We start from the raw sequence: 24,734 nt of genomic DNA, 5'->3' as shown, positions 1-24,734 counted from the left end.
CGCCGACCCGAGACTCCGTCTCGGGTCGGGGTCGGAGGGCGAGAGTGTAGCGTTAGTGGACGCGCGACCGGGGTGCCGCGGCCAGCGAAGCTGGCGCGGCAAACCGGGTACGCGCGGACCGCTAGCGCTACACGCCCCTGCCCCACCCCTCTCAGACGCGCGATCGGCGACCGATCGCTCAGCTCGACGGCGGCAGCGGGACGAAGCGGCGGAGCTTGCCCGTCACTTGGCGCTCGAGCGCTTCCACGCGCGTGACCGTCACCTCCGCGTCGACGAGGCCCTGCTCGGCGAGCGCGCTGCGCAGTGTGGCGGCGAGACGCTCCGTGTCGACGGCCGCCTGGGCCACCACGAGGACGTCGGCGCCGCGCGCCGTCTGACGCACCTGGTACTCGACGACGTGGCGGTCGCGTCCGAGCGGCGAGCGGAAGGTGAACGGATGGACCGTCGGCCCGCCGCGGTACGTGAAGCAGTCGTCGAGGCGACCCTGGATGTCGTCGATGCGGAGCAGGCCCGATCCGCACGGACAGGGACCGCCCAAGACGGTCACCTCGTCGGAGAGCTCGTAGCGGACGAGCGGCTGCGCGCGATTGACGAGGCTCGTGAGCAATATCTTCGCGGCGCGCTCGCCCGGTGGCACCGCCGCGCCGTGCGCATTCACCGGCTCGATCACGAAGAGGTCGTCGCTCAGATGGATGCCCTGCCCGGCGCTGCACGATCCACCCATGAGCCCCTCGGTCGAGCCGAAGCCGTTGAAGAGTGGCGCCCTCCACGCCTCGGTGACCGCCTTGCGGATCTCGGGCAGCACGGGTTCGGATCCCACGCCGACGAGCCGGGGGGCGATGCGCAGGCGGCCCGCCGATGCCTCGTGGGCGAGCTGGTGGATCATCGAGCTGTAGCCCGTGAGATAGACGGGCTGGATCGCGTTCAGCCGAGCAACGATCCGCCCGAGGGGCATGGTCGCCGGCAAGCGCTCGATGTCGCCACCGGGAGGCGGAAAGGTCTGCGCGAACGCCGAGGTCATGTGCGAGGCCTTGTCGGCCATGATCATCGCCATGGGCGTCACGCTGCCCCCCGTCACCTCGGCCGCCATGCGCATACTGAACCGGACCATGGAGAGGAACGTCACGACCCAACCCTCGAAGTCGTACACGAAGGTGCCGCGCCGACCGCTCGATCCCCCCGACGCGCAGGCGTGGTACTCGTCGAGCAGGTAGGCGTCGGCCGTGAGCCCGGCGAGGTGGGCCTCGACGACGTCGCGAGTGAGGCGCGGGTCGACGACGATCTCGTCGAAATGCGCCATGAGATCGTCCTTGGTCATCGTGGGCAGCGATCGGAGATCGATCTCCTCCATGCGCTCCACGTCGACGCCCGCCAAGCGCCGCCCATGCCACGGCGAGCGCGCCTTCGCATGCGCGAGGATGGCCCGCAGGCTCGCGCGCCGCTCGTCGCGCAGCCGCTCCGGCGTCCACGCAAGGCGTGCGATGAGATCCGGCAACAGCTCGCCGAAACGCGCGACGTGTCGCTGGCGAAGCGTTTCGTAGTCGGCCACGGGTGCGCCGCACCATATCACCGCGTGCCGTCGGGCCGCCAAGTTTCCATGGCCGAGCGGGGAACTCGACGTCTTGCCGCGGTCCTGAAGGTTCTCCCGGGGCCGCTCTCCCTGCGCGACGACCGCGGTCAACCGCCGCCGGCGCTCGGTCGTTGGACAGTCGCAACGGAAGACCGGCACCGGGCCTCGGTCGTCGGTCGCGAGAGGGCGTCCTTCCGGAAACCAACCCCCTGGGAGGGCGCTCTCTCGTTCCTCTGCACCGTCGTCGAAGCCGAGCGCCGCACGCGCGATCGTTCCTTGACAGCCTGGGGGGGCTCCTCTAGCTTCAGCCCTTCCCGGCCCCCGAAGCGCTTGGTTTAACCCGATGTTCGAATCCCTGGGCGAGAAGTTCGAAGGCCTGTGGCGCAAGCTGCAGGGCCAGGGGAAGATCACCGAGAAGAACATCGAGGAGGCGCTCCGGGACGTGCGGCTGGCGCTCCTCGAGGCCGACGTCAACGTCGGCGTAGTCAAGGACTTCGTCGACGCCGTCAAGAAGGACGCCGTCGGCGAGGAGGTCCTGCGGAGCCTCACGCCCGAGCAGCACTTCATCAAGCTCGTCCACCGCGAGCTGGTCCGACTGCTCGGCGAGAAGGCGGCGCCGTTCGACGTCGGCGGGCCCTCCCCCGTCGTCGTGATGCTGGTGGGCCTCAACGGCGCCGGCAAGACGACGACCACGGGCAAGCTCGCGCGCTGGTTGAAGCACGATCGCGGCCGCCACCCGTATCTCGCCTCGCTCGACGTCTACCGTCCGGCAGCCATCGAGCAGCTCCGCCTGCTCGCGGGCCAGCTCGACCTGCCCGTGCATCCGACGCCCGCCGAGGGCGATCCCGTGCGCATCGCGACCGACGCCGTCGCAGCGGCGCGCACGAGCGGCGCCGACGTCGTCCTGCTCGACACGGCCGGCCGTCAGACGGTCGACGAAGGGCTCATGCTCGAGCTCGAGCGCATCCGAGCCGCCGTAACGCCGAAGCAGATTCTGCTCGTCGCCGACGCGATGACCGGCCAGGACGCGGTCGCGACCGCGCAGGGCTTCGCCGCGCGCCTGCCGCTCACGGGCGTCATCCTCTCCAAGATCGAGGGCGACGCGCGCGGCGGTGCCGCGCTCTCGCTCCGCTCGGTCACCGGGAAGCCGATCGTGTTCGCCGGCACGGGCGAGAAGCTCGACGCGCTCGAGTCGTTCCACCCCGATCGCGTCGCGTCGCGCATCCTCGGCATGGGCGACATGCTCTCGCTGATCGAGCGGGCCGAGAAGACGTTCGACCGCAGCCGCGCCGAGGAGCTGCAGAAGAAGCTGAAGAAGAACGCGTTCGATCTGGAGGACTTCCGCGAGCAGCTGACGGCGGTGAAGAAGATGGGCTCGATGACGGAGATCCTCGGCATGATCCCCGGCGTGAAGAAACTCTTCAAAGGCACCGAGCTGGACGGCGCCGACGGGGAGCTCCGGCGCGTCGAGGCGATCATCAACTCCATGACCAAGCAGGAGCGCCGCAACCACCTGATCCTCAACGCGAGCCGCCGAAAGCGCATCGCGGCCGGCAGCGGCACGTCGGTCGCCGAGGTGAACCGGTTGATCAAGCAGTTCGAACAGACGAGAAAGGTGATGAAGAAGCTCGGCTCCGCGCCCACGATGCGCGGCATGCCGGGCATGTTCCGCTAACCCGGGCGCGCACCCGCGCCGCAGCCGTAGGAGACCCGATGGTCAAGATCCGACTCGCCCGCCATGGGGCCAAGAAGCATCCGTTCTATCGCATCGTCGTCGCGAACTCGGAGTCGCCCCGCGACGGACGCTACATCGATCAGGTCGGCACGTACGATCCGTCCAAGCCGCTCATTCAGTTCCAGGCCGAGAAGTTGAAGAAGTGGCGGGCCAAGGGCGCCCAGCCCACCCAGACCGTAGCCCAGCTCATCCGTCAGGCGGGCGTCGACAGCGCGCCCGCATAGCCACGGGGACCGGGAACCCGGTCCGAGCAGCCGGAGACTCCCATGAAGGAACTGGTCTTGTTTTTGGCAAAGCAGCTGGTGAATCATCCCGACGCCGTCGAAGTGAAGGAGACCCAGGGCGACACGGCGTCGGTGCTCGAGCTCAAGGTCGCCAAGGAAGACATCGGCCGAGTCATCGGCAAGCAGGGACGGACCGCCAAGTCGATTCGCACCATTTTGAATGCCGTCGCGTCCCGCACGAACCGCAAGGTCGTCCTCGAGATCATCGAAGACAAGTGAGCCGCGGCCCGCGCCGACCGGCCCGTCCCCGGCTCTCCCCGACCCGACCGCGGTCGCGGTCGGCGAGCTCGGAAGCCCGCACGGGCTTCGCGGCGCGGTGCGGCTCCGGGCGTATCAACCCGGCGCGCCGAGCCTGACGCCCGGTCGCCCCGTGCTGCTCGAGCGCGACGGCGTATGGCTGGCGTCGCGCGTCGCCGAGGCGGCGCCGCACGGACAGAGCATGTTGCTCGTGCTGGACGGCGTGGGCGATCGCACCGCGGCCGAGGCGCTCACGAGCATGCGCCTCCTCGTCCGCGCCGCCGATCTCCCCGCTGCGGCCGACGACGAATTCTACCATTACGAGCTGCACGGCTTCGCCGTCGTCACGACCGACGGCCGCGCCCTCGGCACGATCGACGAGACCTTCCCGACCGGCCTCAACGACGTGTGGATCGTGCGCGGCGCGGGGCGCGAGCACCTGATCCCCATCATCGCCGACGTCGTGCGCGAGATCGATCGCGAGGGACGGCGCGTGGTGATCGAGCCCATGCCGGGCCTGCTCGAGTGACGCCGTGAAGGTCCACTTCCTCACGATCTTTCCGGAGCTGTTCGGCGGGCCCCTCGCGACCGGGCCGATCCGCATCGCGCGCGAGAAGGGCCTGCTCGACGTCGCGGTGCACCAGCTCCGCGACTACGCGACCGACAAGCACCTGATGGTCGACGACGTCCCGTACGGCGGCGGCCAGGGGATGGTGATGAAGCCCGAGCCGCTGCTCGCGGCGATCGAGCACGTCCGCGCCGACGGCCGGCCGCGCACGATCATGCTGGCGGCGCGGGGCGCGCGCTTCGCGCAGGCGAAGGCGGCCGAGCTGGCGGCGCTGCCGAGCCTGCTCTTCGTGTGCGGGCGCTACGAGGGAATCGACGAGCGGGTGGCGGCGCACGTCGACGAGGAGCTGTCGATCGGCGACTACGTGCTGTCGGGCGGCGAGCTCGCGGCGCTGGTGGTGCTGGACGCGATCGTGCGCCTCCTCCCCGGCGTGCTCGGCAACGCGGCGTCTCCGGTCGACGATTCGTTCGCGACCGGCCTCCTCGAGGGACCGCAGTACACGCGGCCGCCGGATCTTGGCGGCGTGCGTGTGCCCGACGTGCTCCTCTCCGGCGACCACGGCGCCATCGCGCGCTGGCGCCGCCAGCAGGCGCTGCGCACGACGCTCGAGCGCCGGCCCGACCTGCTCGCGACCGCGCCGCTCGACGACGCGGACCGGAGCTTTCTGCGATCGCTCGGATGGAAGCCGCCCGATGGCTGACCTCTACGTCGCGCTCGTCCACCACCCGGTGCTCGACAAGAACGGCGCGGTGGTGACGACGGCCGTGACGAACATGGACGTGCACGACATCGCACGGCTGTCGCGCACGTACGGCGTGCGCGGCTTCTACGTCTGCACGCCCGTCCCGACGCTCCAGCGTCTGGTGACGCGCATCATCTGGCACTGGGAGACCGGCCCCGGCGCCGCCTACAACGAGACCCGCAAGGAGGCGCTCGCGGTCGTGCGCGTGGTCGACGAGCTCGACGCCGCGATGACCGACGTCGAGCGCGAGACGGGCGTGCTGCCGCGCCTGGTCGCGACGAGCGCGCGCGAGGGGACCGATCGGCTCTCCTACGGTGCGCTGCGCGACGAGATCCGCGGCGACGGCCCGCCCGTCCTGCTCGTCTTCGGAACGGGCTGGGGGCTCACGAAGGAGGTCCTGGATCGCTGCGATGCGCTCCTCGAGCCGGTGCGCGGGATCGGCGACTACAACCACCTGTCCGTCCGGAGCGCGGCCGCCGTCATCCTTGACCGACTCCGCAATGGACGATAGAAACCCGGAGTTCCATGAACCCGATCGACCGGATCGAGGCCGAGCAGCTGCGCAAGGACGTGCCGCCCTTCAAGCCCGGCGACACCGTGCGCGTGCACGTGAAGGTCGTCGAGGGCGACAAGGAGCGCGTCCAGGTCTTCGAGGGCACGGTCATCGGCCGCGCGGGCTCGAAGAACCGCGAGACCTTCACCGTGCGCAAGACGTCCTACGGCGTCGGCGTGGAGCGCATCTTTCCGGTGAACTCGCCACGCATCGACAAGGTCGAGGTCACCACGCGCGGCTCAGTGCGCCGCGCGAAGCTCTACTACCTGCGTAGCCGCGCAGGCCGTGCCGCCCGCGTCGCCGAAGACAGCGGCGCGAAGAGCTAGCGCCGCGCCTTGACGCCGCCGACACCCTCGGCGTAGCGTCCGCCCGCACCTGCTGCCGATGGCCAGCCGAACCCGCGCCTTCCTTCTCGTCGCGACGGTCGCGCTCGCAGGCGTCGCCCTCCGCGATGCGCGCGGCGATGTCCTCTGCGTGAAGCGGTCGGGTCAGGTGGTCGAGCGGACGGCGTGCAGGAAGCGCGAACGCGCGATCGACGAGACGGCAGTCGGGCTCGTCGGTCCCGCGGGCGCGGACGGCATCGCCGGCCCGACCGGGTCGCCCGGCGGACATCCGTATCGTCTCGTCGACGCGCAGGGCCATCCGTTCGGCCTGGTGCTTGGCTTCGACACGGCACGCGTGCGCGTGGAGGTGACGCTGCCTGACGGAACGCCGGTGCAGTTCGTAGTATCCGTGGAGGGAGGCTTCCTCGCCGATGTTCCCGACGTCTACTACGAGGAGCCCGGATGTACCGGCACGCCGTTCGTCTACGGCAGCGTCGGGCTCGTGCCGCCCGTCATCGTGGTCGGCACCGTAGGCTACTACGCGACCGCGGCGCCGGACGTGATCGAGCACAAATCGCTCGAGTCCCCATCGCCCGGAAGCTGCTCGAGCGGCTCCGTCGCCACCTCGCGAGGTACGTGCTGCACGGATTTCAGCGGGAGTGCTGCAGGCTCGCCGGCGAAGACCATCGAGATCTCCACGCTCGGCGTGACGCTCCCCTTCATGGTGCAGCGATGAGACGGACGCCGACGCGCCTGCTGATCGCGGCCGTCGTGGTCGCGGCGCTCTCGTCCTCGGCGAGCGGCGCAGCGCTGTGCGAGAAGAAGAAGGGCCAGCTCCTCGTGCGAGACGCATGCCGCAAGCGGGAGCACCCCGTCGATACGAGCGCCTTCGGCGCTGCGGGTCCTCGCGGAACGATGGGCGATCCCGGACCCGCGGGCGATCCCGGACAGTTCCCCCTCCGGCTCGTCGACTCGAACGGCGTCGAGGTGGGCAAGATCGTCAATTTCTATTCCGTAGCGGCGCTCGTCGAAGTGACTGCGGCGTCGCTCCCGACGCCCCTCATGCTGCAGGTCTATCCTTCGGGCTTCGGTTCGAGCCTTGACCAGCTGGCCTACGAGAGCGCGGACTGCTCGGGTGTCGCATACATCGAGAGCTTCTACCTTCCGCCCATGGGCCTCGCGCCGCTTGCGCCGGTGTGGGGGCTCGCGGCGTACTACGCGACCGGCAGCGCCCGCAGCATCACCACTGGATCCTACGAGTACACGCTCGAGGGGAGCTCCTGTCCGGTCGGACTCAGCCCGACGGGGCGCGGCACGTGTTGCGGAACGAGCAGCGGCACCGTGAGCGGCCAGGTCCCGACGGCGCGCGTCCCGCTGAGCGTGTTCGGTCTGGTGCCGCCGTTCCATGCGGTCGTCAGGTGAGGTCGTGATGGGTAGGCTCGTGCGAATCGGCGTTGCCCTGTCGCTCCTCGGCGCGACCGACGGCGGCGCCGCCGTCCTGTGCAAGACGCGCGCGAGCACGATCGTCGTGCGCGATGCGTGTCGCGCGAAGGAAGTGCCGGTCGCCCTCGAGGGCGTGGGCGCGCCGGGTCCCGCGGGGCAGCAGGGACCGAAGGGACCGACCGGTCCGTCGCCCATCCGCCTGGTGGACAGCAAATCACGGGAAGTGGGCCCGGCCGTCTACGTCGAGTGGTCCCTGGCGGCCAGCAAGAACCTCCTCGAGGGCCTAACGGTGATCGAAGTGCTCGTGCGACGCGATGCGCTCCCCGGACCCGCGTTGCTCGGCGTCGACTACACCGGCAAGCCCGTGGGGACGGTCTACTACACGTCCACGGACTGCACCGGTTCCCCGATGGTTCTGGGGGACACGTTCCTCCCGGAACTCGAGGCCGTCGGCGACACCGTCTTCGTCCCGGGTCTTCCGGCGAGTGTCACGATCGCGAACTCGAACGAGACCTCGAACTTCTCGGGTGGCTGCGTCACGATCACGCCGCGGGGCGGTTGCTGCAAGCTGCCGGCGTACATGTCCACGCTGAACTCACTGCTCCAGGCGTCGACGAAGACGCTCGCCGACCTCGCGATCACGCCGCCGCTGCACGCCGTCGGGCCCTGAGCGTACTCGCTCGTGTCGTGGAGTCGGGAAGTCGACGTGCCCCTCCGTGGCATGAGAGAGGCGGGAAGCGCGCTTCATGGGCCCGGGAACGATGGTCGACCTCTATCGTCGTCACCGTATCGTGAAGACGAGAAGTGCTGTAGACCGACCGCTCGCTACGCGCTCGGCTGCGTCGCCGGCGTCGCGACGGGCTTCGCCGTCGCCGGCGCCGCATCGCCCATCTTGCACCGGCCTTCGAGCACGGCGCCTTCCTCGATCACGAGGCCGCGCGTCTCGACGTCGCCGTAGAGCTTGCCGCCCGAGCAGATCTGGACGCGCGTCGCGCCCTGCACCTCGCCGTTCACCTCGCCGAGGATGACGAGACGATCGGCGCGGATCGTGGCCTGCACGACGGCCGACGGACCGATGATGAGGAGGTCGCTCGAGCGGATCTCGCCCTTCAGCTTCCCCTCGATGCGGGTCGCGGTCGCGAACGAGAGCTTGCCCGACACCTCGGCGTCGGACCCGAGCGAGACGCGCACGTCCTGCCAGCTCTGCGCTCGCGTGAGGAGGTCGGGTGCACTTGCCATCGGCGTGCCTATATGTGCATTCGGGGCTGCTGTAAATCAGGGACTTCGTGATTCTCGCGGGCGACATCGGAGGTACGCGAACCCGGCTCGTGCTGGGTGATGCGGGTGGACCGCTCGGCGACGAGCGCATCTTCTCGAACGTCGACTTCGAGGGCCCCGAGGGCGTGATCCGCCGCTTCCTCGACGACGCCGGCAATCCACGCGTCCTGGCCGCCGCGTTCGGGGCCGCCGGACCGGTCCTCGAGGGCCGCATCAAGATGACCAACCTCGACTGGCAGCTCGATGCGGCCGCGCTGTCGGAAGCGCTCGGCGGGGCCAAGGTCCGCCTGCTGAACGACCTCGAGGCCGCGGCCTACGGCGTGATCGAGCTTCCCGACGCCGAGCTGCGGACGATCGCGATGGGCACCGCGCTTCCACGCGGCAACGTCGCGGTCATCGCGGCGGGGACGGGGCTCGGCGAGACCCTCGTCGGATGGCACGAGGACACGCCGGTCGCGCTCGCCTCCGAGGGCGGCCATGCCGACTTCGCCCCGCGCGACGAGCTCGACGTGGCCCTCTACGAGTGGCTGGCGCGGTCGAGCGGGCACGTGAGCTGGGAGGCGGTCGTGTCCGGCCCCGGCATCGTGCGGGTCTACGAATTCCTGCGTGATTCCGGGCGCGAGGAGGAGCCGCCGGAGCTCCGCCGCAGCCTCGCGATCGCGAAGGAGCCGTCGATGGTCGTCACGTCCGCGGGCATCGCGGCCGAGCACCTCATCTGCGTGCGCGCGCTCGAGATCTTCAGCCGGAGCTACGGCGCCGAGGCGGGGAACCTCGCCCTGAAGGGACTGACGTTCGGCGGCATCTACGTCGCGGGGGGCATCGCGGCCCGGCTGCTCGAAGGCCGCTGGAGCGACCTCTTCATGGAGGCTTTCGTCGCCAAGGGACGCAAGACGGACCTCCTGCGGCGCATTCCGGTGCGCGTGGTGACCGGCGAAGCGGCGCTGGCTGGCGCCGCCGCCGTCGCGCGCCGGATGCTGCCGCGGACCTGATTCCGCGACGCGCCGGCCGTCACTCGACGGGAAACACGTGGCACGCGACGGCGTGCCCGCCCCGCCCCGCCACGAGCTCGGGCACGTCCACCCGGCAGCGTTCGATCGCGAACGGGCAGCGCGGATGGAACGCGCAGCCGGGCGGCGGCGCGACCGGGCTCGGCGGCTCGCCCGGGAGATGCTGCCGCTCCGCCTTGCGCGTGGGATCGGGAACCGGAACGGCCGAGAGGAGCGCGCGGGTGTAGGGGTGACGCGCGTTGCCGTAGACCGCCGCGCGCGGCCCTTCCTCGACGATGCGTCCCAGGTACATGATCGCCACCCGATCGGCGAGGTGCTCCACCACCCGCAGGTCGTGCGACACGAAGAGCAGCGTCAGCGCCAGCCGCCGCCGCAGGTCCTGGAGCAGGTTCAGGATCTGTGCCTGGATCGACACGTCGAGCGCCGAGACCGCCTCGTCCGCGACGACGAAGCTCGGGCCGAGCGCGAGCGCGCGCGCGATCCCGATGCGCTGGCGTTGCCCGCCGCTGAACTCGTGCGGGTAGCGGACGGCCGCCTCGGGCGGAAGGCCCACCAGCTCCAGCAGCTCGCGCACCTTCGCGCGGCGCTCGGCGCGGTTGCCCATCTTGTGGATCAAGAGGCCCTCGCCCACGATCGACTCGACGCGCATGCGCGGGTTGAGCGACCCGTACGGATCCTGGAACACGACCTGCATCCGGCGCCGCAGCGCGCGCAGCTCGCGGCCACGCAGACCGAGCAGCGAGCGTCCCTCGAAGCGGACGTCGCCCGAGGTCGGCTCGATGAGACGCAGGAGCAGCCGCCCGAGCGTCGACTTCCCGCATCCCGACTCGCCGACCAGCCCGAGCGTCTCACCGGGCTGGAGCGTCATCGACACGTCCGTCACCGCGCGCACCCATGCCCGCGGCCGGCCGAGCACGTTGCGCCCGACCGGAAACGTCTTGGTGAGGTTCGTGGCCTCGACGAGCGGGGTCATACGTTGATGCACGCGACGGCGTGCGCGGGGGCCTTGGGCACGAGCGCGGGTGGCGCGGTGGCGCAGTCCGCGGTCGCGAGCGCGCAGCGGTCGCGGAAGCTGCAGCCGCTCGGGCGGCGGGTGATGTCGGGCACGTTGCCGGGAATGGCCTCCAGGCGTTCGCGGTGCGCGCCGAGCGTCGGCATCGAGCGCAGGAGCGCGCGCGTGTAGGGGTGGAGCGGGTTCGCGAACAGCTCGCGCGTCGGCGCCTGCTCGACGATGCGCCCGGCGTACATGATCGCGACGCGGTCGGCTTGCTCGGCGACGATACCGAGATCGTGCGTGATGAGCACGACCGCCATGCCGCGCGTGTCGCGCAGGCGGCGTAGCAGATCCAGGATCTCGGCCTGGATCGTCACGTCGAGCGCGGTCGTCGGCTCGTCGGCGATGAGGAGGTCGGGCTTGCACGCGATCGCCATCGCGATCATGACGCGCTGGCGCATGCCCCCCGAGAGCTGGTGCGAGTAGTCGTGGGCGCGCGTCGCCGGCTCGGGGATGCCGACCTCCCCCAGGAGCTCGACGGCGCGGGCCCACGCGTCGCGGCGCGAGATGGGCTCGTGGATGCGCAGCGCCTCGGCGATCTGGTAGCCGGCCGTGAGCACGGGATTCAGGGCCGTCATGGGCTCCTGGAAGATCATCGCGATGCGCGCGCCGCGCAGCGCGCGGATCTCGTGCTCCGGCAGCGCGAGGAGATCCCGCCCGTCGAAGACGATGCGGCCGGCGGCGATCCGGCCGGAGGTCGGAACGAGCCGCATCACGCAGAGCGCGGTCATGCTCTTGCCGCACCCCGATTCGCCGACGAGCCCCAGCACGTGCCCGCGCTCGAGCTCGAACGAGACGTCGTCGATCGCCCGCGCCGGAGCCCCGTCGTTCGGAAACTCCATCGTCAGGTGCTCGACCGAAAGGAGCGGCATCAGGAGGGCGCCGCCGCACGCTCGAGCGGCAGGACCCGCTGCGCCGCCGGCGGCGTGAACGCCGCGGGGTCGATCGTCGCGTTTCGCTCGACCTGGTCGTACGCGATGCTCGCGGCCACGCCGTCGGCACCCGTGAGATCGAGCGCGTGCGCGAAGCCGTCCTCGTAGTCGCCGAAGGTGACGCGGATGGGCGCCGCCCCGTCACGCAGCTCCTCGATGCCGACCATGTCGAGCGTGTCGACGGCGAAGCGCAGGATCTGCGTCCCGCCCTGGTACGGGATCGTCAGCACGTACGCGTCGCCGTCGCGCGCGAGCGTGGGCTCCGCGGTGGGCGTTCGGGCCGGCGCCGCACCGAGAAACACGTCGACCAGATCTTCGACCGCGAGCGGCGTGCCGAGCAGACGCTGGAGGTTCGCCGGGCTCGCGACGCCTTCGTAGAGCACGCCCTGCTGGGGTGGGTACGCCCACAGCGTGCGCCCCTCGGTTCCGACCGCGAGCGCGAGGCCGAACGGCGACAGAACGTCGATGCGGATCGCGGCCGGCCGCTGCACGAGCACCGCCTGGCGCGTCCACACGCGCGCGAGGCCCGAACGCAGCCGGACGCGCGCGCGGAGCGACGTCACGGCTGCGCGGCGCGCGGAGACGCCGGCGAGGAGCTCGTCGGTCGTCGTCGGCCGCGCAGGCCCGAGGCCCCGCAGACCGGCACACCCGGCGACGAGCACGAGGCCGAGGAGCCAGATCCGGCTCCGGAGCGCGGCCCGCGGCACGTCAGGAATGGGGCGACGCCTCGGCGCGGCTCGCCTCGCCCAGCCCGTGGATCTTCTCCTTCAAGCGCTCGATCTGCGCCTGGTCCTTCGAGTGTCCGAGCGCGTCCTTGTAGGACTGGAGGGCCGAGTCGGCCCGTCCGGTCTTCAGGTACGCGTCGCCCAGGTGCTCGACGATCGTCGGATCCTCGCCGGCGAGCTCCGCGGCGCGCTCGAGCGTCTCGACCGCGCGGTTGTAGTCGCCGCGCTGGAAGTACACCCAGCCGAGGCTGTCGATGTAGAAGCCGTCGTCGGGCTCGAGCTCGATCGCGCGGCGGATCAGCACCTCCGCCTCGTCGAGCTTCACGCCCATGTCCGCGTACGTGTAGCCGAGATAGTTGAGCGCAGGCGCGTTCTTCGGGTTGATCGCGATCGCGCGCTGCATCTCCTCGATGGCGCGATCCCTGTTGTTCATCTCGTCGTACGCGGCGCCGAGCGTGAAGCGATAGCGATCGTTGTCGGGATACTGCTGGACGACGCGCTCGAGCATCGTCACGGCCTTCGGGTAGTCGCGCTGCTCGCGGTAGAGCGAGGCGAGGTAACTCATCAGCTCGGGCGAGTCGGGCTTCACCTTCAAGGCGTCCTGGATCTCCGAGATCGCCTGCTTGAGGTTGTCCTTCTGGAGGATCGTGGCGCGCCGGACGCGCGCGTCGACGTAGTAGTCGGACTTCTCGTCGACCTTGTCGAACTCGTCGAGCGCGTGCGACGTCTCGCCGAGCTCGGCGTACGCCGCGCCGAGGTAGTACCGCACGCGGTCGTTCTTGGGATCGGCGGCGAGGACGAGGTTGAACTCGGTGGCGGCGCGGTCGAGGTCACCCTTCTCGAAGTAGATGAGGCCGATCTTGGTGCGCGCCTCGCGCGGGTCGCCGTCGATGCGCTCGATCTCGCGGAACTGCGCCAGCGCGTCGTCGAACCGCTTCTGACCGACGTAGATGCCGCCGAGCCGGCGCCGAACGATCACGCTCTGCGGATTCGCGGCGAGGATGCGCTCGTAGAGCTCGACCGCCTTCTGCGTCTTGCCCTGCGCCTCGTACGCGACGGCGAGATCGGTGAGGATCAGCTCCGACTGCGGCGAGAGCTTCAGGGCTTCGAGGTAGTAGTGCTCCGCCTTGTCGAGCTGCCCGGCGCCGGCGTACACGCGGCCCAGGTAGTAGTAGCCGAGGATCGACGTCGGATTGCGCGCGGTGAGCTTCTGCAGCGTCGCCACCGCGAGGGCGAGATCGCCGCGCTTTCCGTAGAGCGCGCCCAGATAGAGGTACGCCTCCTGCACGTCGGGATCGACTTGCAGCACGTGCTCGTAGACCGCGATGGCCTCCTGGTCGCGACCGAGCGCCGACAGGACGCCGCCTTCGAGCGCGAGCGCATCGAGGTTGTTCGGCTCGGCCTCGACGACGTACTGGCACTGCTCGAGCGCGAGATCGAGCTTGCCGACGCGCACGTAGAGCTGTGCGAGCCGTAGGCGCAGCCACGGCGTCGACGGGTCGGCCGCGATCGCCTTCTCGAACTCCTTGATGGCGGCGGGCGCGTCGTTGCGCGTGAGCGCGACTTGTCCGCGCAGGAAGTGACCCAGCGGCTCCGCTTCGGACGGCAACTCGACCGGGGTTCCGGGCATGCCCGTCCCCATGAGTCGCTGCCTTACCCCTGCGCAGCCACTCACCAGCACGACGGCAAGTACCAAAACGGCCGCTACACGGGGCCACATGACGGAATACACCCAACCATGACCGACGAACATGCAAAACGCAAACCGTTTTCGCGCGCCTCGCAGAGCGGCGGGGGCTGCTCACAATCCCAGCTTCTGGAAAACGTCGCGCAGCGCGCCCGGCGCGAGCGTCGAGAGCGGCTTCACGCTGACGTCCGGGTTCTGCCGCGTTCCTCGCACGGTGAAGGTGACTGCCGAAATGGCGTCACCGGTCGCCTTCGAGAGCACGCCGCCGATGAACGGGATCCGGCCGAGCACCCCGTTCAGCCGGTAATACGATGGGATGAGCGTTCCGGTGAAGTCGAGCCGGTCCTCGACGAGATCGATGGCACCGTCGAGCAGCAGGTCGAGCTTCGGACCCTGTGCTCGCAGATCCTTCACCACCAGCGTCGGCGCGCGGTAGTCGAGCGTCGCCGTCACGGCGTCGAACGGGACGACGTTGTCCGACCCGAGCAGGCCTGCGATCGAGGTCAGCGTGATGACGCGGATGAGCCATGGCATGTCCGCAACGGTGATCTTCTCGCAGGTGAGGCGTCCAGCGAACGGCGATCCCGCGGCGAACGGGTCGATCGTCCCCTCGAAGGAAAGGGTCCCGCCGCGCACGTTCGGGTTTCCAAAGCTCGCGACCAGATTACCGGCGTCCCTCGACCTGAGCGTCGCCCCGTACCGGGGACCGTCGCTGCCGCGCAACGCGAGCACCGCCGTGCCGGGCAGGCCGCCGGGGAATTGGGGCGCCAGCGTCGCGTCGGCGTCGATCGTCGCCCAGCGATCTCCGCTGGATGCCCGTGTGGCGCTTCCCCGCACCCGCGTCTGCCCGACCGCGAGCTGGAAGCGCTCGACCCTCGCGATCCGGCCGTCCGCCAGCACGAGGCTGGACGTGAGCCGGCCCGGCACGCCGGCCGCCTTGCGCAGGGCGATGCCCGGCATGGTGACGGTTGCAGTCTGGAGGTCGACGTCGACGTCCGCCACGTCCTGTCCGTCCTTCGTCCGCCCGAGCTGGATCCTCGTGTCGACCGGGCCCTCGACGGTGCTGCCGAAATCGAGATCGAACGTCGCGCGCGCGGCGCGATCGAGGCGAGCCGAGATCTCGATCCGTCGCGCCGTGGGATCGCCCCAGCGCTCGGTGATGCGGAGTCGGACCGGAACGCCCCGCAGGCGCGCCTGCCCGGTCGCACCGAGGCCCTGGCCGTCCACCTTGATGTCGAGGTCGCCCGCGGTCATCGCCAGCGCCTCCGGCATCTCGGGGACCGCCGCCCCGCGCAGCGTCGCGCTGACCGCGAGCCCGAGACCAGCCGGCGTGGGCTTGCCCCCGAGCCGGAAGTCGAACCCGACCCGGCCGGCCATCCGGCCCGTCGCGCCGCGGGTGGAAATGCGGAGCGCGGCGCTCATCGCGATCGGCTCGGCGTCGAGCACCGCCAGCGCGCCGGAGAGAGGGCCGTCGAACTGGGCCTCGATCGCGATGCGAGGCGGCCCCTCTCCCGCCCAGGCGAGGCGAACGCTCGCCGGCTTCACCTGCAGCGCGTCGACGGCGGCCTTGCCGACCTTGAACTCGGCGCCGCCGAGCGAGAACGCGCCCGTACCTTCGACGCCGCGTGCGGGCGGCATGGTGTCGACGTAGCGGACCGTCAGATCCCCGAAGGCGAGCGTCGCCGCGAGCGAGTCGAGCCCGGCGCCCTCTCCGGCATGACCCGCGAGTACTAGGCGCGCGTCACGCACCGTGCCCCCGGTGACGTTCGCTTTCACCCACGCGCGCGCCTCCGACGCGGCACCGGGAGGCCAGCACGCGAGACCCGCGGCGGTCTCGAGCGCGCCCGCGCTCGCCTGCACCTCGAACCGTTTCGCGCCCTCGTCGAAGAGCCCCTGGACCGACAGCGGAACGCGGGCTGCGTCGCACTCGAGCTTCATTTCGAGCTCCAGGCGGATGCCGGTGCCCTCTCGCCACATCATCCCGTCGACGTCCGGCACGTGCCAGCGCGTCCCGGTCACTTCGTCGACGACGTTCAGGTCCCCGTCGCTGATCGCCACGTAGCGAAGCCGTCCGAGCACGGCGTCCATCCGCTCGAGCGCGGGTCCCTGCTCCGGCGCCGTCGCGTCCGGCGCCGCCGTGCCGGCCACGATCCGGCCGTCATGCGAGCGGACGAGGTTCAGCTGCGGCTCGAGGACCTCGATCCCCGTGACGGCGAACCCGCCGTGCAGCAGGTCGCGGAGCGCGAAGCGGATCGCCACCTCGGCGAGCGAGACCGTCGAGCCCTCGTCGGGGCTCCCGAGCTTCACGTCTCGTGCGCGCAGCTCGGGGCGGTGGCGCTCCGGATTCCACACGAGCTCGACCGAGCCGATGCGCACGGCGGCCGCGCCGCCGAGCGCCGCCTCGATTCGCGGCACGAAGACGTCGAGCGAGATCGGCGCGCGTTGCAGGCGCCAGACGAGGAGCCCGGCGGCCAGCGTCACGACCACGACGATCCCCACGAGGAGGCGGAGCAATCGTCCGATCATGACCGGCTACGAGCAGGGCTGGCGACGGGCGACGGCGTCGCGGATCTCCGTGTCGGCCTGCTGCGCGACCTCGTCGAGCGCCTCGCCGATGCCACGCGCGGCCGCTCCGGGATCGTCATTCGCGAGCGGGCGGGTCGCTGCGACGGTCGTCCGCAAGAGCACGCAGCGGCCGTCCACGACCTCGATCGCGACCGCGACCCGGGCCTCGTGCACGGGGGCGAGCACGTCCTCGAACGCGCGCACCTCGGCGTAGACGACCGGCAGGTTCGCCGTGCCCTCCCCAGGCGTCCGCTCGACCGCGAACAGGCCGCGGGCGAGCGCGCGCTCGACGTAGGTCGACGGCAGCTCGGTCCAGCGCCGCTGGTCGTAGAACCCGTACTCGACCTCCGAGCGGCGCCATACCATCGCCTCGCGGAGGTACGTCGGGCTGCGCACCGGCGCCAGGCGCACGGGCGCGTTCGTCGCGGCGCGCGGCATGCCGTCTTCGGTCGTCGGCGCGAAGTAGCGCGGGGGGTCGGGCGGCGACGGGAGCAGGCACCCGGCCAGCAGCACGCAGACGGCCCCGATCCACCGCATCGACATTCCTCGCCTCCTCACTTCGGCTCCTCCACCGTGCGGCCGCGCAGCAGCGCGCTCGGATCGCGCTCAAGCCGCGCCGCGAGCGCCCGCACGGCCTCGAGCGTCTCGCGCAGTGCGACCAGCGTCGCTTCGAGCTGCGCGCTCTGTCCGCCGAGCTGCGACGCCGTCCCCCCGACGCTCCCCGCCGCCGCGCGCACCGAGCCCGTCGTCTGCCCGAGCTCGGCCTCGCGGATCGCCTTCTTCAGCGTCCGCGCGGCCTCGTCGAGCGACCCGATGAGCTTGCGCACGCCGCTCTCGTCGCTCTTCACCCAGCCCACGAGGTCGGCGAGATTGCGCAGCGACTTCTTGGCTTCCATGAGCGTGTCGCCGAGCTGGTCCTGCAGCTTCGGGAGGCGCGCCACGAAGTCGTTCGCGAGCTCCTCGAGACTCTTCAAGGTCGAGGGCACGGCCGGAACGTAGTAGCTCTCCGGCACGGCGAACGGCAGATCCACCTCCTTGTAGCGCTCGGGTGGGAAGGTATCGAACTGGACGAACTTGACGCCGGTGATGCCCGCCGACGCGAGCTGCGGGCGCAGCAGCGGATCGCGCGGCCCGTCGGGATCGAAGCCCATGCGGCGCAGCTCGTCGCTGTAGATGCGCATCCAGACCTCGACGTGCCGGAGGTCCGGCGCGACCGTGATGGTCGCGACCGTGCCGAGCGTGACGCCGCGGAACTTGACGGGCGACCCCACGTCGAGGCCCTGCACGGACTCGTCGAAGTACGTGACGACCGGAATCGAGTCGCGGTTGAGACGCCGCAGCCCGATCCAGAACACCGTCGCCAGACCGAGCCCGATCCCGGCCACGACGAAGAGTCCCAGCTTCCAATGGTTGGTCTGCGACACGGACGTCACCCTTCTGCGATGCGGCGGTTGAGGAAGCGCGAGACGCGCGGATCGGTCGAGTGGTCCCGGAGCTCGCGCGGGTCGCCGTGTGCGATGATGCCCTGGGCGTCGCGGTCGAGCAGGATGCAGTCCTTCACGATCGCGAAGATGCTCTGCAATTCGTGCGTGACGACGACGGCCGTGACGCCGAGGTTGTCGGAGAGCGTCCGGATCAGGTTGTCGAGCTCGACCGAGCTCACGGGGTCGAGGCCCGCCGACGGCTCGTCGAGGAAGATGATGGGCGAATCGAGCGCGAGCGCCCGCGCGATGCCGGCGCGCTTCTTCATGCCGCCCGAGATCTCCGCGGGCAGGTGATGCTCGAAGCCGCCGAGCCCCACCAGCGCCAGCTTCGCGTGCACGATCGCCTCGATGCTGTCGTCGTCGAGATCGGTCCACTGCCGCAGCGGCAGCGCGACGTTCTCGCCCACGGTCATCGACCCGAAGAGGGCACCCGACTGGAAGAGGACGCCGAACGACGGCCGGCCGTCGTCGTGCCCCGCGCCCGCGCCGCGGATGCGCACGGTGCCGCTCTTCGGCACCTCGAGCCCGATCATGTTGCGCAGGAGCGTCGACTTGCCCGCGCCGCTGCCGCCGAGGATCGCGAACACGTCGCCGGCCGGTACCTCGAACGTGATGTCCTTCATGAGGACCACGTCGCCCCATCCGATCGTCAGGCGATCGACCTCGATGACGGGCTCGCTCATACGCCGTAGAGGTTGAAGATGATGGTGAAGACGGCGTCGATGACGACGAGCGAGAAGAGGCTCGCGACGACGGCCGACGTCGTCGACAGCCCGACGCCCGCAGCGCCGCCGCGCGTCGCGATGCCCCGCTGGCACGCGATGAGGGCGATCGCCCAACCGAAGAAGACGCTCTTCAGCACGCCGCCCCCGACGTCCCACAGGTCAAGCATCTGCTGCGTGCGCTGGAGGTAGGCGGAGAGCGTGATGTCGAGGCGGAGCATCGACACGAACACGCCTCCGAGGATGCCGCAGAGATCGCCGATCAGCGTCAGCAGCGGGACCACGAGCAGCAGCGCGACGAGACGCGGATAGACGAGGAACCCGTACGGCGACAGGCCGAGCGTCTTCAAGGCGTCGATCTCCTCGGAGACCGCCATGGTACCGAGCTCGGCCGAGAACGCGGCCCCCGATCGGCCCGCCACGATGATGGCCGTCATGAGCGGCCCGAGCTCGCGCGCCACCGAGAGCGCCACGAGGTCGGCGACGAAGATGTCGGCCCCGAACTGCCGGAGCTGCACGATGGCCTGGAACGCGGTCACCATACCGACCAGGAACGTGATCATGACGACGATCGGGAAGCCGTCGGCGCCGGCGCGCTCCATCACGCGCGGGATGTCGCCCCAGTTGACGTTGGCGGGCCGGCCCAGGGTGTCGAGGAAGGCGCGGAGGAGACTGCCGAGGTAGTCGAGCTGCTCGAAGAGTCCGGTGATCAGTCCGGCCACCTCGCGGCCGATCTGCTCGAGCGTGCTCACGGGTGCGGGTCGCTCGCGCAGCGAGGCCTTGCGTTCGGCGCTGTCGTACAGCTCGTAGAGGCGCGCGACCGCGTCGTGCGCGCCGACCACGCGGACGTCGGCGCCGCCGTGGGCGAGCTCGGTCCGCATCTGGAGCAGGACGGCCATCGCACTGCCGTCCATGGCATCGACCTTCGAGAGATCGAAGTCGACGCCGCGGGCCGCCTCGCCCGCGAGCTCCTGCGCCCGCGCCCGAAGCGTCGCGACCGCGTCGAGGCCGATGGTGCCCGCGAGTCGAAGCGCGAGTCGGCCGCCCTCTTGCTCGGCGCGCGTGATTTCCATCAGGGAACCGTTGACGCTCGGGGCTCCGCATAACGGACCGGGCCGGGACGGGCAAACCGGCCTCGCCTTGCGTGCACGCCGCCGGTCGGCCAGAGAGCACGACGTGGGGCGCCGCGCGGTAGGACGTCGACGCCGCAGCATCGCGGTGGCGCTCTCGATCGCCGTCGTGCTGGGCGCCGGCTGCGAAACGCCCGTCGGCGTGAGGCGCGTCTCACCCGAGCAGGTCCAGCGCGTCCTCACGCGCAGCGTGCTCTCGAGCGGCAAGCTCAGCCAGTCCACGAAGAACGTCCTCTACCGACGCGATCTCGTCGAGCGGTTCGACGACGACCCCGACGGCGCGCTCGCGGACCTGCACGCGCTGGTCGTGGCCGGGCGCGAGAACCGCGACGACGTCTTCGCGCTGGCGGAGCTCTCCTTCTACCACGCCGGAGAGACCGGCAAGCGCCCCTACTTCCTGGCGGCGTCGGTGTACGCCTACGCGTTCCTCTTCCCCGGCGACGGCCATACGCGGCCGGATCCGTTCGATCCGCGCCTTCGCATCGCCGCCGATCTCTACAACCGCGGGATCGCCGAGGGCTTCGCCGGACCGAACCACGAGGTGCAGATCCAGGAAGGCAGCTACCAGCTCCCGTTCGGCTGGCTCGACGTCCATGTCGATCCGACCGGGCTCGTCTGGGGCAGCCGCCGGCTCGTCCACTTCACGTCGGTCGCCGATCTCGACGTGCGCGGATTGCAGACGCGGTATCGATGGCCCGGAATCGGGGCGCCGCTCGGCGCCAGCACCGAGCCGCTCGATCGCGAGAAGGGCTACGCGGATTTCGTCGAGCCGTGGGCGAAGGTCGCCGTCACCGCGCTGCTACGCATCGACCACGCGCGCCAGCAGCTCGGCCAGCCCCGCATCGATGCGACCCTCGCGCTGGTGACGCCGGACCGCGCCGAGGCGTTCGACCCGGGTACGGGAAAGCCCGTGCCGATCGAGGTCGAGTCGACGGCGAACCTCGCCTACACGCTCGCAGAGTCGCCGGTCTGGGCGCAGGAGCTGAAGGGCTTCCTGCAGGGCGCCGGCCTCATCGACGAGAAGACCCAGCTCGCCGCGCTGGCGCCCTATCGTCCGGGCCGCGTGCCGGTCGTGCTCGTGCACGGCACGGCGTCGAGCGCGGGCCGCTGGGCGCAGATGGTGAACGAGCTGTCGAACGATCCGCGCCTGCGCGATCGCGTGCAGTTCTGGCTGTTCAGCTACAACACCGGCAACCCCATCCTCTACTCCGCGATGCTGCTCCGCGACTCGCTCGCCGGCGCCGTTGCGCAGCTCGATCCCGAGGGGAAAGACCCCGCGCTTCGCCACATGATCGTGATCGGCCACAGCCAGGGCGGGCTCCTGACGAAGCTCACCGCGGTCGACAGCGGGAACGTCTTCTGGGACGGCGTCTCGAACAAGCCCTTCGACCAGGTCAACCTCAGTCCGAATGCGCGCGCGTTCCTCGCGCGATCCATGTTCGTGGAGCCCCTGCCTTTCGTGACGCGCGTCGTGTTCATCGCGACGCCGCACCGCGGGAGCTACTTCGCCGGCAACTGGCTCAGCCACTACGCCGCCCGGTTCATCACCTTCCCTCTCGACGTCACGCACACGGTGACCGACGTCATGCGGCAGAACCCCGACCTCGCCACGGCAAGGTCCTTCGGGCGCGTGGCGACCGCGGTCGACAACATGACGCCCGGCAGCCGCTTCGCGAAGTCGATCTCGTCCCTCTCGGTCGTGCCTGGCGTCAAGGCACACTCCATCATCGCCGTGCAGGGCGACGGTCCGGTCGAGGAGGGCCACGACGGCATCGTCGCGTACCAGAGCGCGCACATCGACGGCGTCGAGTCCGAGCTGGTCGTGAAGTCGGGTCACTCCTGCCAGGACAACCCGCACACGATCGAGGAGGTGCGCCGCATCCTCGTCGAGCACCTCGCCACTCCGTGAGGGCGGCGCGGGGTCACTGGGGCGGGAACTTCGCCAGGATCTGGTCGACGGCGTCGAAGATGCGCTCGCGCCGCTTCTCGTACGAGATCGACATCTGCGGCATGATCCGCGCCTCGGCGGCGCCGAGCCAGATCATGCGCTTGGCCTTCGGGTCGATCACGCCGAGGTAGAGCGTCCCTTCGGAGTAGGTCGTCACCTCGGCGCCCGGCCACCCCCACCACCCCCAGCCGTACGGCGACGCGTCGGCGCTGAGATCCTCTCCGGCCCGCGTCGTGAGGCGATAGTTCAGCAGGAAGTCCGCTGGGCCCCCGTTCGCGCTGCGATAGCCCTTCGCCGTCAGCTCGTCGTCGGCCGCGGCGCGGATCTGCGTGTCGATGAGCCGATCCGGGACGTTCTGGTCTGCCGGCGCCGCCTGATCGATGGGCAGCCAGGCGTAGGTGTGCAGGTGCGAGAAGTCGGCCGACTTGTCGTAGCCGGTGCGGATCGTGAACTGGCTGCAGGCAGCGAGGGCGAGCGCCAACGCGGCGACGAGCACGGACGGCAGTCGTGTCATGGATGCGCGTCTACTTCTTGGTGGGGACCTGGACCGACATGATGTAGTTCGCGATCATCGCCAGGACACCCTTGGCGTCGCTATCGTCGTTCGAGAGCGACATGGACATGTTGTACTTCTGGATGGTGTTCCACACGTCGGCATGGACGCCGCCGGGATTCACGTCCTGCGTGACGGCGATCCACTGCGCCGCCGGGAACGTCCCACCGTTACGCTCGACGTAGGTGCGCAGATCGACCGGCTCGCCCGTCGAGCGGTACTTGGCGGTGCCGGGTCCGCCGCCCGGGCCGTGGCACGGGGTGCAGTACTGCTCGTACCTGATCTTCCCGACCTCGGCGTTCGCCTTGTTGATTGTCGGATTCGGTTTCACCCCCGTCGCGCATCCCCACATCGCCGTGAGCGTGATCGCGAGAGCCACCGCGTGCACGCCCGATCGTCCCCGGTTGATCCACGCTGCTGTTTGGCCGTCCACACGCCCCCCCTTTCGTGGTTGGCGCCCTATAGCGTCCGGCCTCGCACGACCGCAACTGCCCACCTGGCGGCGCGCGCTGCGGCGCGCTAAGCGGCACCCGTGACCTACGTCCTCGAGGACTGGTGGCGCCTGCTCCCCGGTCACGCGGCGCCGATCGCACTGGCCCTCGTCGCGATCGTGTGCGGCGCCATCGTCGGCGCCGAACGAGAACAGCGCGAGAAGCCCGCCGGGCTGCGCACGCTGGTCCTCGTCTGTCTCGGGTCAGCCGTTTTCACGATGGCATCCTTCGCGTTCACCACTACGACCGGCGACTCCGGCCGCGTCGCCGCCCAGATCGTGACCGGCATCGGCTTTCTCGGCGCGGGCGTCATCCTGCGCGAGAGCGTCGGCGTCACCGGCACGACGACGGCCGCGTCGATCTGGATCACGGCGGCCATGGGCATGGTCGTCGGGGCGGGCCGGGCGGGCGCCGGCCTCGGCCTCGCGCTCCTGATCCGCGCGACGCTCGTGGCCCTGCATTTCGTCGAGGAGCACCGGATCGCAGGCCTGCCGCCCACCCTCGTCGCGATCGCCTTCGACCCGAACCACGGCAAGACGCTGATCCGGATCGAGCAGCTCCTGGTCGCGTTCGACGTCGCCTACGAGGTCGTGGGGACCGTGGAGGGATCGGGCGACTTCGCTCGGGGGCGCTTCCTCTTCCGCCTGCCACGCCGTCACCAACGCGATCTGCTCGCCCAGCTGGCCGCGCTTCCCGAGGTGCGCGAGATCCACGAGGAGACGCCGGCGGTCTGACGCCTGGTGGACGCGGCGCACCCCACCACGGTACGTCTCGCGCATGCCGAAGAAGGATCCGGATGTCAGGCGCGCAGGTGAGATCGCCGAGCGGTTCGTGAAGCCGTTCCGGGTGACGAAGGGCAAGCACTTTCGCCTGAAGGACATCGATCCGGGCGACACGCGCGGCCTCGACATCGGGAAGAAGAAGGCGAACGAGACGCTCGCCCGCGGTATCGAGGTGCTGAAAACCCAGCAGGACATGCTCTACGCACAGGATCGCTGGGGCGTGCTGCTGGTCTTCCAGGCGATGGACGCCGCCGGCAAGGACGGCACGATCAAGCACGTGATGTCGGGCGTGAACCCGCAGGGGTGCCAGGTCTACTCGTTCAAAGCACCGTCGAACGAGGAGCTGGACCACGACTTCATGTGGCGCTCGGCCAGGTGCCTCCCCGAGCGCGGCCGGATCGGGATCTTCAACCGGTCCTACTACGAGGAGGTGCTGGTGGTGCGCGTGCACAAGGAGATCCTCGCGCGCCAGAAGCTGCCGCCGCAGCTCGTGAGCAAGCACATCTGGGAGGAGCGCTACGAGGACATTCGCGGCTTCGAGCAGTACCTCGCGCGGCAGGGATGGGTGATCCTCAAGTTCTTCCTGCACGTCTCGCGCGCCGAGCAGCGCAAGCGCTTCCTCGAACGGCTCCAGTACCCCCGCAAGAACTGGAAGTTCTCGGCCGCCGACGTCACCGAGCGCCAGTACTGGAAGGACTACATGCAGGCCTACGAGGACGCGATCCGCGCGACGGCGGCGCCGCACGCGCCGTGGTTCGTCGTCCCGGCCGACAACAAGTGGTTCACGCGTCTGGTGGTGGCGGCGGCGGTCGTCGATGCGCTAATCGACCTCGACCTGCACTATCCCAAGGTCGACCGCGTGCAGCGGGCCCAGCTCCGGGAGGCCCGCCGCGCGCTCGACAAGGAGGCCTAGCTCTTCGG

At 70.2% G+C, this 24,734-nt stretch carries 27 protein-coding genes; 14 read left to right on the top strand and 13 right to left on the bottom strand.

Annotated elements, in window-relative coordinates; all coding sequences use genetic code 11:
• Positions 1-178: 178 nt before the first annotated feature.
• On the bottom strand, positions 179-1,549 hold the full coding sequence (locus tag VMS22_18755; protein HXJ36077.1) for a hypothetical protein: 1,371 nt from the start codon (positions 1,547-1,549) through the stop codon (positions 179-181).
• Between the two features lie 364 nt (positions 1,550-1,913).
• On the opposite strand from VMS22_18755, the gene ffh reads away from it, so the two are divergent.
• Genes ffh through VMS22_18705 form a run of 10 tightly spaced genes read left to right on the top strand, consistent with a single transcriptional unit; the run spans position 1,914 to position 8,125 of the window.
• Positions 1,914-3,245 (top strand): signal recognition particle protein, encoded by a 1,332-nt coding sequence (gene ffh, locus VMS22_18750; GenBank protein HXJ36076.1) that lies wholly within the window; start codon positions 1,914-1,916, stop codon positions 3,243-3,245.
• Between the two features lie 38 nt (positions 3,246-3,283).
• A complete protein-coding gene (rpsP, locus tag VMS22_18745) occupies positions 3,284-3,529 on the top strand; it encodes a 30S ribosomal protein S16 (protein HXJ36075.1) in 246 nt (81 codons plus the stop codon).
• Positions 3,530-3,571: 42 nt separating this feature from the next.
• A complete protein-coding gene (locus tag VMS22_18740; protein ID HXJ36074.1) occupies positions 3,572-3,808 on the top strand; it encodes a KH domain-containing protein in 237 nt (78 codons plus the stop codon).
• A complete protein-coding gene (gene rimM, locus VMS22_18735; GenBank protein ID HXJ36073.1) occupies positions 3,750-4,355 on the top strand; it encodes a ribosome maturation factor RimM in 606 nt (201 codons plus the stop codon). The genes VMS22_18740 and rimM overlap by 59 nt, the downstream gene beginning before the upstream one ends.
• A gap of 4 nt (positions 4,356-4,359) precedes the next feature.
• Positions 4,360-5,094, top strand: a complete 735-nt coding sequence (gene trmD, locus VMS22_18730) for a tRNA (guanosine(37)-N1)-methyltransferase TrmD (GenBank protein ID HXJ36072.1) — start codon at positions 4,360-4,362, stop codon at positions 5,092-5,094.
• Positions 5,087-5,647 carry an RNA methyltransferase gene (locus tag VMS22_18725; GenBank protein ID HXJ36071.1) on the top strand — a complete coding sequence of 187 codons (561 nt, stop codon included), beginning with the start codon at positions 5,087-5,089 and terminating at the stop codon, positions 5,645-5,647. Before trmD ends, VMS22_18725 begins: the two co-directional genes overlap by 8 nt.
• Before the next feature lie 14 nt (positions 5,648-5,661).
• On the top strand, positions 5,662-6,015 hold the full coding sequence (gene rplS / locus VMS22_18720; protein HXJ36070.1) for a 50S ribosomal protein L19: 354 nt from the start codon (positions 5,662-5,664) through the stop codon (positions 6,013-6,015).
• A gap of 58 nt (positions 6,016-6,073) precedes the next feature.
• On the top strand, positions 6,074-6,748 hold the full coding sequence (locus VMS22_18715) for a hypothetical protein (protein HXJ36069.1): 675 nt from the start codon (positions 6,074-6,076) through the stop codon (positions 6,746-6,748).
• On the top strand, positions 6,745-7,434 hold the full coding sequence (locus VMS22_18710; GenBank protein HXJ36068.1) for a hypothetical protein: 690 nt from the start codon (positions 6,745-6,747) through the stop codon (positions 7,432-7,434). Before VMS22_18715 ends, VMS22_18710 begins: the two co-directional genes overlap by 4 nt.
• A gap of 7 nt (positions 7,435-7,441) precedes the next feature.
• A complete protein-coding gene (locus VMS22_18705; protein ID HXJ36067.1) occupies positions 7,442-8,125 on the top strand; it encodes a hypothetical protein in 684 nt (227 codons plus the stop codon).
• A 155-nt stretch (positions 8,126-8,280) separates the two neighbouring features.
• Here the strand turns inward: VMS22_18705 and VMS22_18700 are convergent, their stop codons facing one another.
• A complete protein-coding gene (locus VMS22_18700; GenBank protein ID HXJ36066.1) occupies positions 8,281-8,694 on the bottom strand; it encodes a polymer-forming cytoskeletal protein in 414 nt (137 codons plus the stop codon).
• Positions 8,695-8,741: 47 nt separating this feature from the next.
• On the opposite strand from VMS22_18700, the gene glk reads away from it, so the two are divergent.
• On the top strand, positions 8,742-9,722 hold the full coding sequence (gene glk, locus VMS22_18695; protein HXJ36065.1) for a glucokinase: 981 nt from the start codon (positions 8,742-8,744) through the stop codon (positions 9,720-9,722).
• Positions 9,723-9,741: 19 nt separating this feature from the next.
• Here the strand turns inward: glk and VMS22_18690 are convergent, their stop codons facing one another.
• The 9 genes from VMS22_18690 to VMS22_18650 form a co-directional block, all read right to left on the bottom strand.
• Positions 9,742-10,713 carry an oligopeptide/dipeptide ABC transporter ATP-binding protein gene (locus VMS22_18690; GenBank protein HXJ36064.1) on the bottom strand — a complete coding sequence of 324 codons (972 nt, stop codon included), beginning with the start codon at positions 10,711-10,713 and terminating at the stop codon, positions 9,742-9,744.
• A complete protein-coding gene (locus VMS22_18685; protein ID HXJ36063.1) occupies positions 10,710-11,666 on the bottom strand; it encodes an ABC transporter ATP-binding protein in 957 nt (318 codons plus the stop codon). Before VMS22_18685 ends, VMS22_18690 begins: the two co-directional genes overlap by 4 nt.
• Entirely contained in the window at positions 11,666-12,433 is a 768-nt protein-coding gene (locus VMS22_18680) for a hypothetical protein (GenBank protein HXJ36062.1), read from the bottom strand. The genes VMS22_18685 and VMS22_18680 overlap by 1 nt, the downstream gene beginning before the upstream one ends.
• Position 12,434: 1 nt before the next feature.
• On the bottom strand, positions 12,435-14,081 hold the full coding sequence (locus VMS22_18675) for a tetratricopeptide repeat protein (GenBank protein ID HXJ36061.1): 1,647 nt from the start codon (positions 14,079-14,081) through the stop codon (positions 12,435-12,437).
• A gap of 171 nt (positions 14,082-14,252) precedes the next feature.
• Positions 14,253-16,664, bottom strand: coding sequence for an AsmA-like C-terminal region-containing protein (locus VMS22_18670; GenBank protein ID HXJ36060.1), 2,412 nt, complete (start codon positions 16,662-16,664; stop codon positions 14,253-14,255).
• 6 nt (positions 16,665-16,670) lie between these two features.
• Complete coding sequence (locus VMS22_18665; protein ID HXJ36059.1) at positions 16,671-17,246, bottom strand: ABC-type transport auxiliary lipoprotein family protein; 576 nt, start codon at positions 17,244-17,246, stop codon at positions 16,671-16,673.
• A gap of 11 nt (positions 17,247-17,257) precedes the next feature.
• Positions 17,258-18,127 (bottom strand): MlaD family protein, encoded by an 870-nt coding sequence (locus VMS22_18660; protein HXJ36058.1) that lies wholly within the window; start codon positions 18,125-18,127, stop codon positions 17,258-17,260.
• Between the two features lie 5 nt (positions 18,128-18,132).
• The gene (locus VMS22_18655; GenBank protein ID HXJ36057.1) at positions 18,133-18,870 is read right to left on the bottom strand and encodes an ATP-binding cassette domain-containing protein; all 738 of its coding nucleotides are present in this window, start codon (positions 18,868-18,870) and stop codon (positions 18,133-18,135) included.
• The gene (locus VMS22_18650; protein HXJ36056.1) at positions 18,867-19,982 is read right to left on the bottom strand and encodes an MlaE family lipid ABC transporter permease subunit; all 1,116 of its coding nucleotides are present in this window, start codon (positions 19,980-19,982) and stop codon (positions 18,867-18,869) included. The genes VMS22_18655 and VMS22_18650 overlap by 4 nt, the downstream gene beginning before the upstream one ends.
• Before the next feature lie 145 nt (positions 19,983-20,127).
• On the opposite strand from VMS22_18650, the gene VMS22_18645 reads away from it, so the two are divergent.
• On the top strand, positions 20,128-21,948 hold the full coding sequence (locus VMS22_18645; protein ID HXJ36055.1) for an alpha/beta fold hydrolase: 1,821 nt from the start codon (positions 20,128-20,130) through the stop codon (positions 21,946-21,948).
• Positions 21,949-21,961: 13 nt separating this feature from the next.
• Here VMS22_18645 and VMS22_18640 read toward each other — a convergent pair whose 3' ends face one another.
• Both VMS22_18640 and VMS22_18635 read right to left on the bottom strand, forming a co-directional pair.
• Complete coding sequence (locus VMS22_18640) at positions 21,962-22,501, bottom strand: DUF4136 domain-containing protein (protein ID HXJ36054.1); 540 nt, start codon at positions 22,499-22,501, stop codon at positions 21,962-21,964.
• 10 nt (positions 22,502-22,511) lie between these two features.
• The gene (locus VMS22_18635; GenBank protein ID HXJ36053.1) at positions 22,512-22,928 is read right to left on the bottom strand and encodes a hypothetical protein; all 417 of its coding nucleotides are present in this window, start codon (positions 22,926-22,928) and stop codon (positions 22,512-22,514) included.
• Between the two features lie 144 nt (positions 22,929-23,072).
• Between VMS22_18635 and VMS22_18630 the strand changes: the two genes are divergently transcribed.
• Positions 23,073-23,765 (top strand): MgtC/SapB family protein, encoded by a 693-nt coding sequence (locus VMS22_18630; GenBank protein ID HXJ36052.1) that lies wholly within the window; start codon positions 23,073-23,075, stop codon positions 23,763-23,765.
• A gap of 43 nt (positions 23,766-23,808) precedes the next feature.
• The gene (locus tag VMS22_18625) at positions 23,809-24,726 is read left to right on the top strand and encodes a polyphosphate kinase 2 family protein (protein HXJ36051.1); all 918 of its coding nucleotides are present in this window, start codon (positions 23,809-23,811) and stop codon (positions 24,724-24,726) included.
• Positions 24,727-24,734: the final 8 nt, after the last annotated feature.

Source organism: Candidatus Eisenbacteria bacterium, from assembly GCA_035577985.1.
Classification (GTDB): Bacteria; Desulfobacterota; Binatia; order DP-6; family DP-6; genus DATJZY01.
Note: the sequence above shows the minus strand (reverse complement) of the source record. Positions and strands in the feature narration are given on the sequence as shown.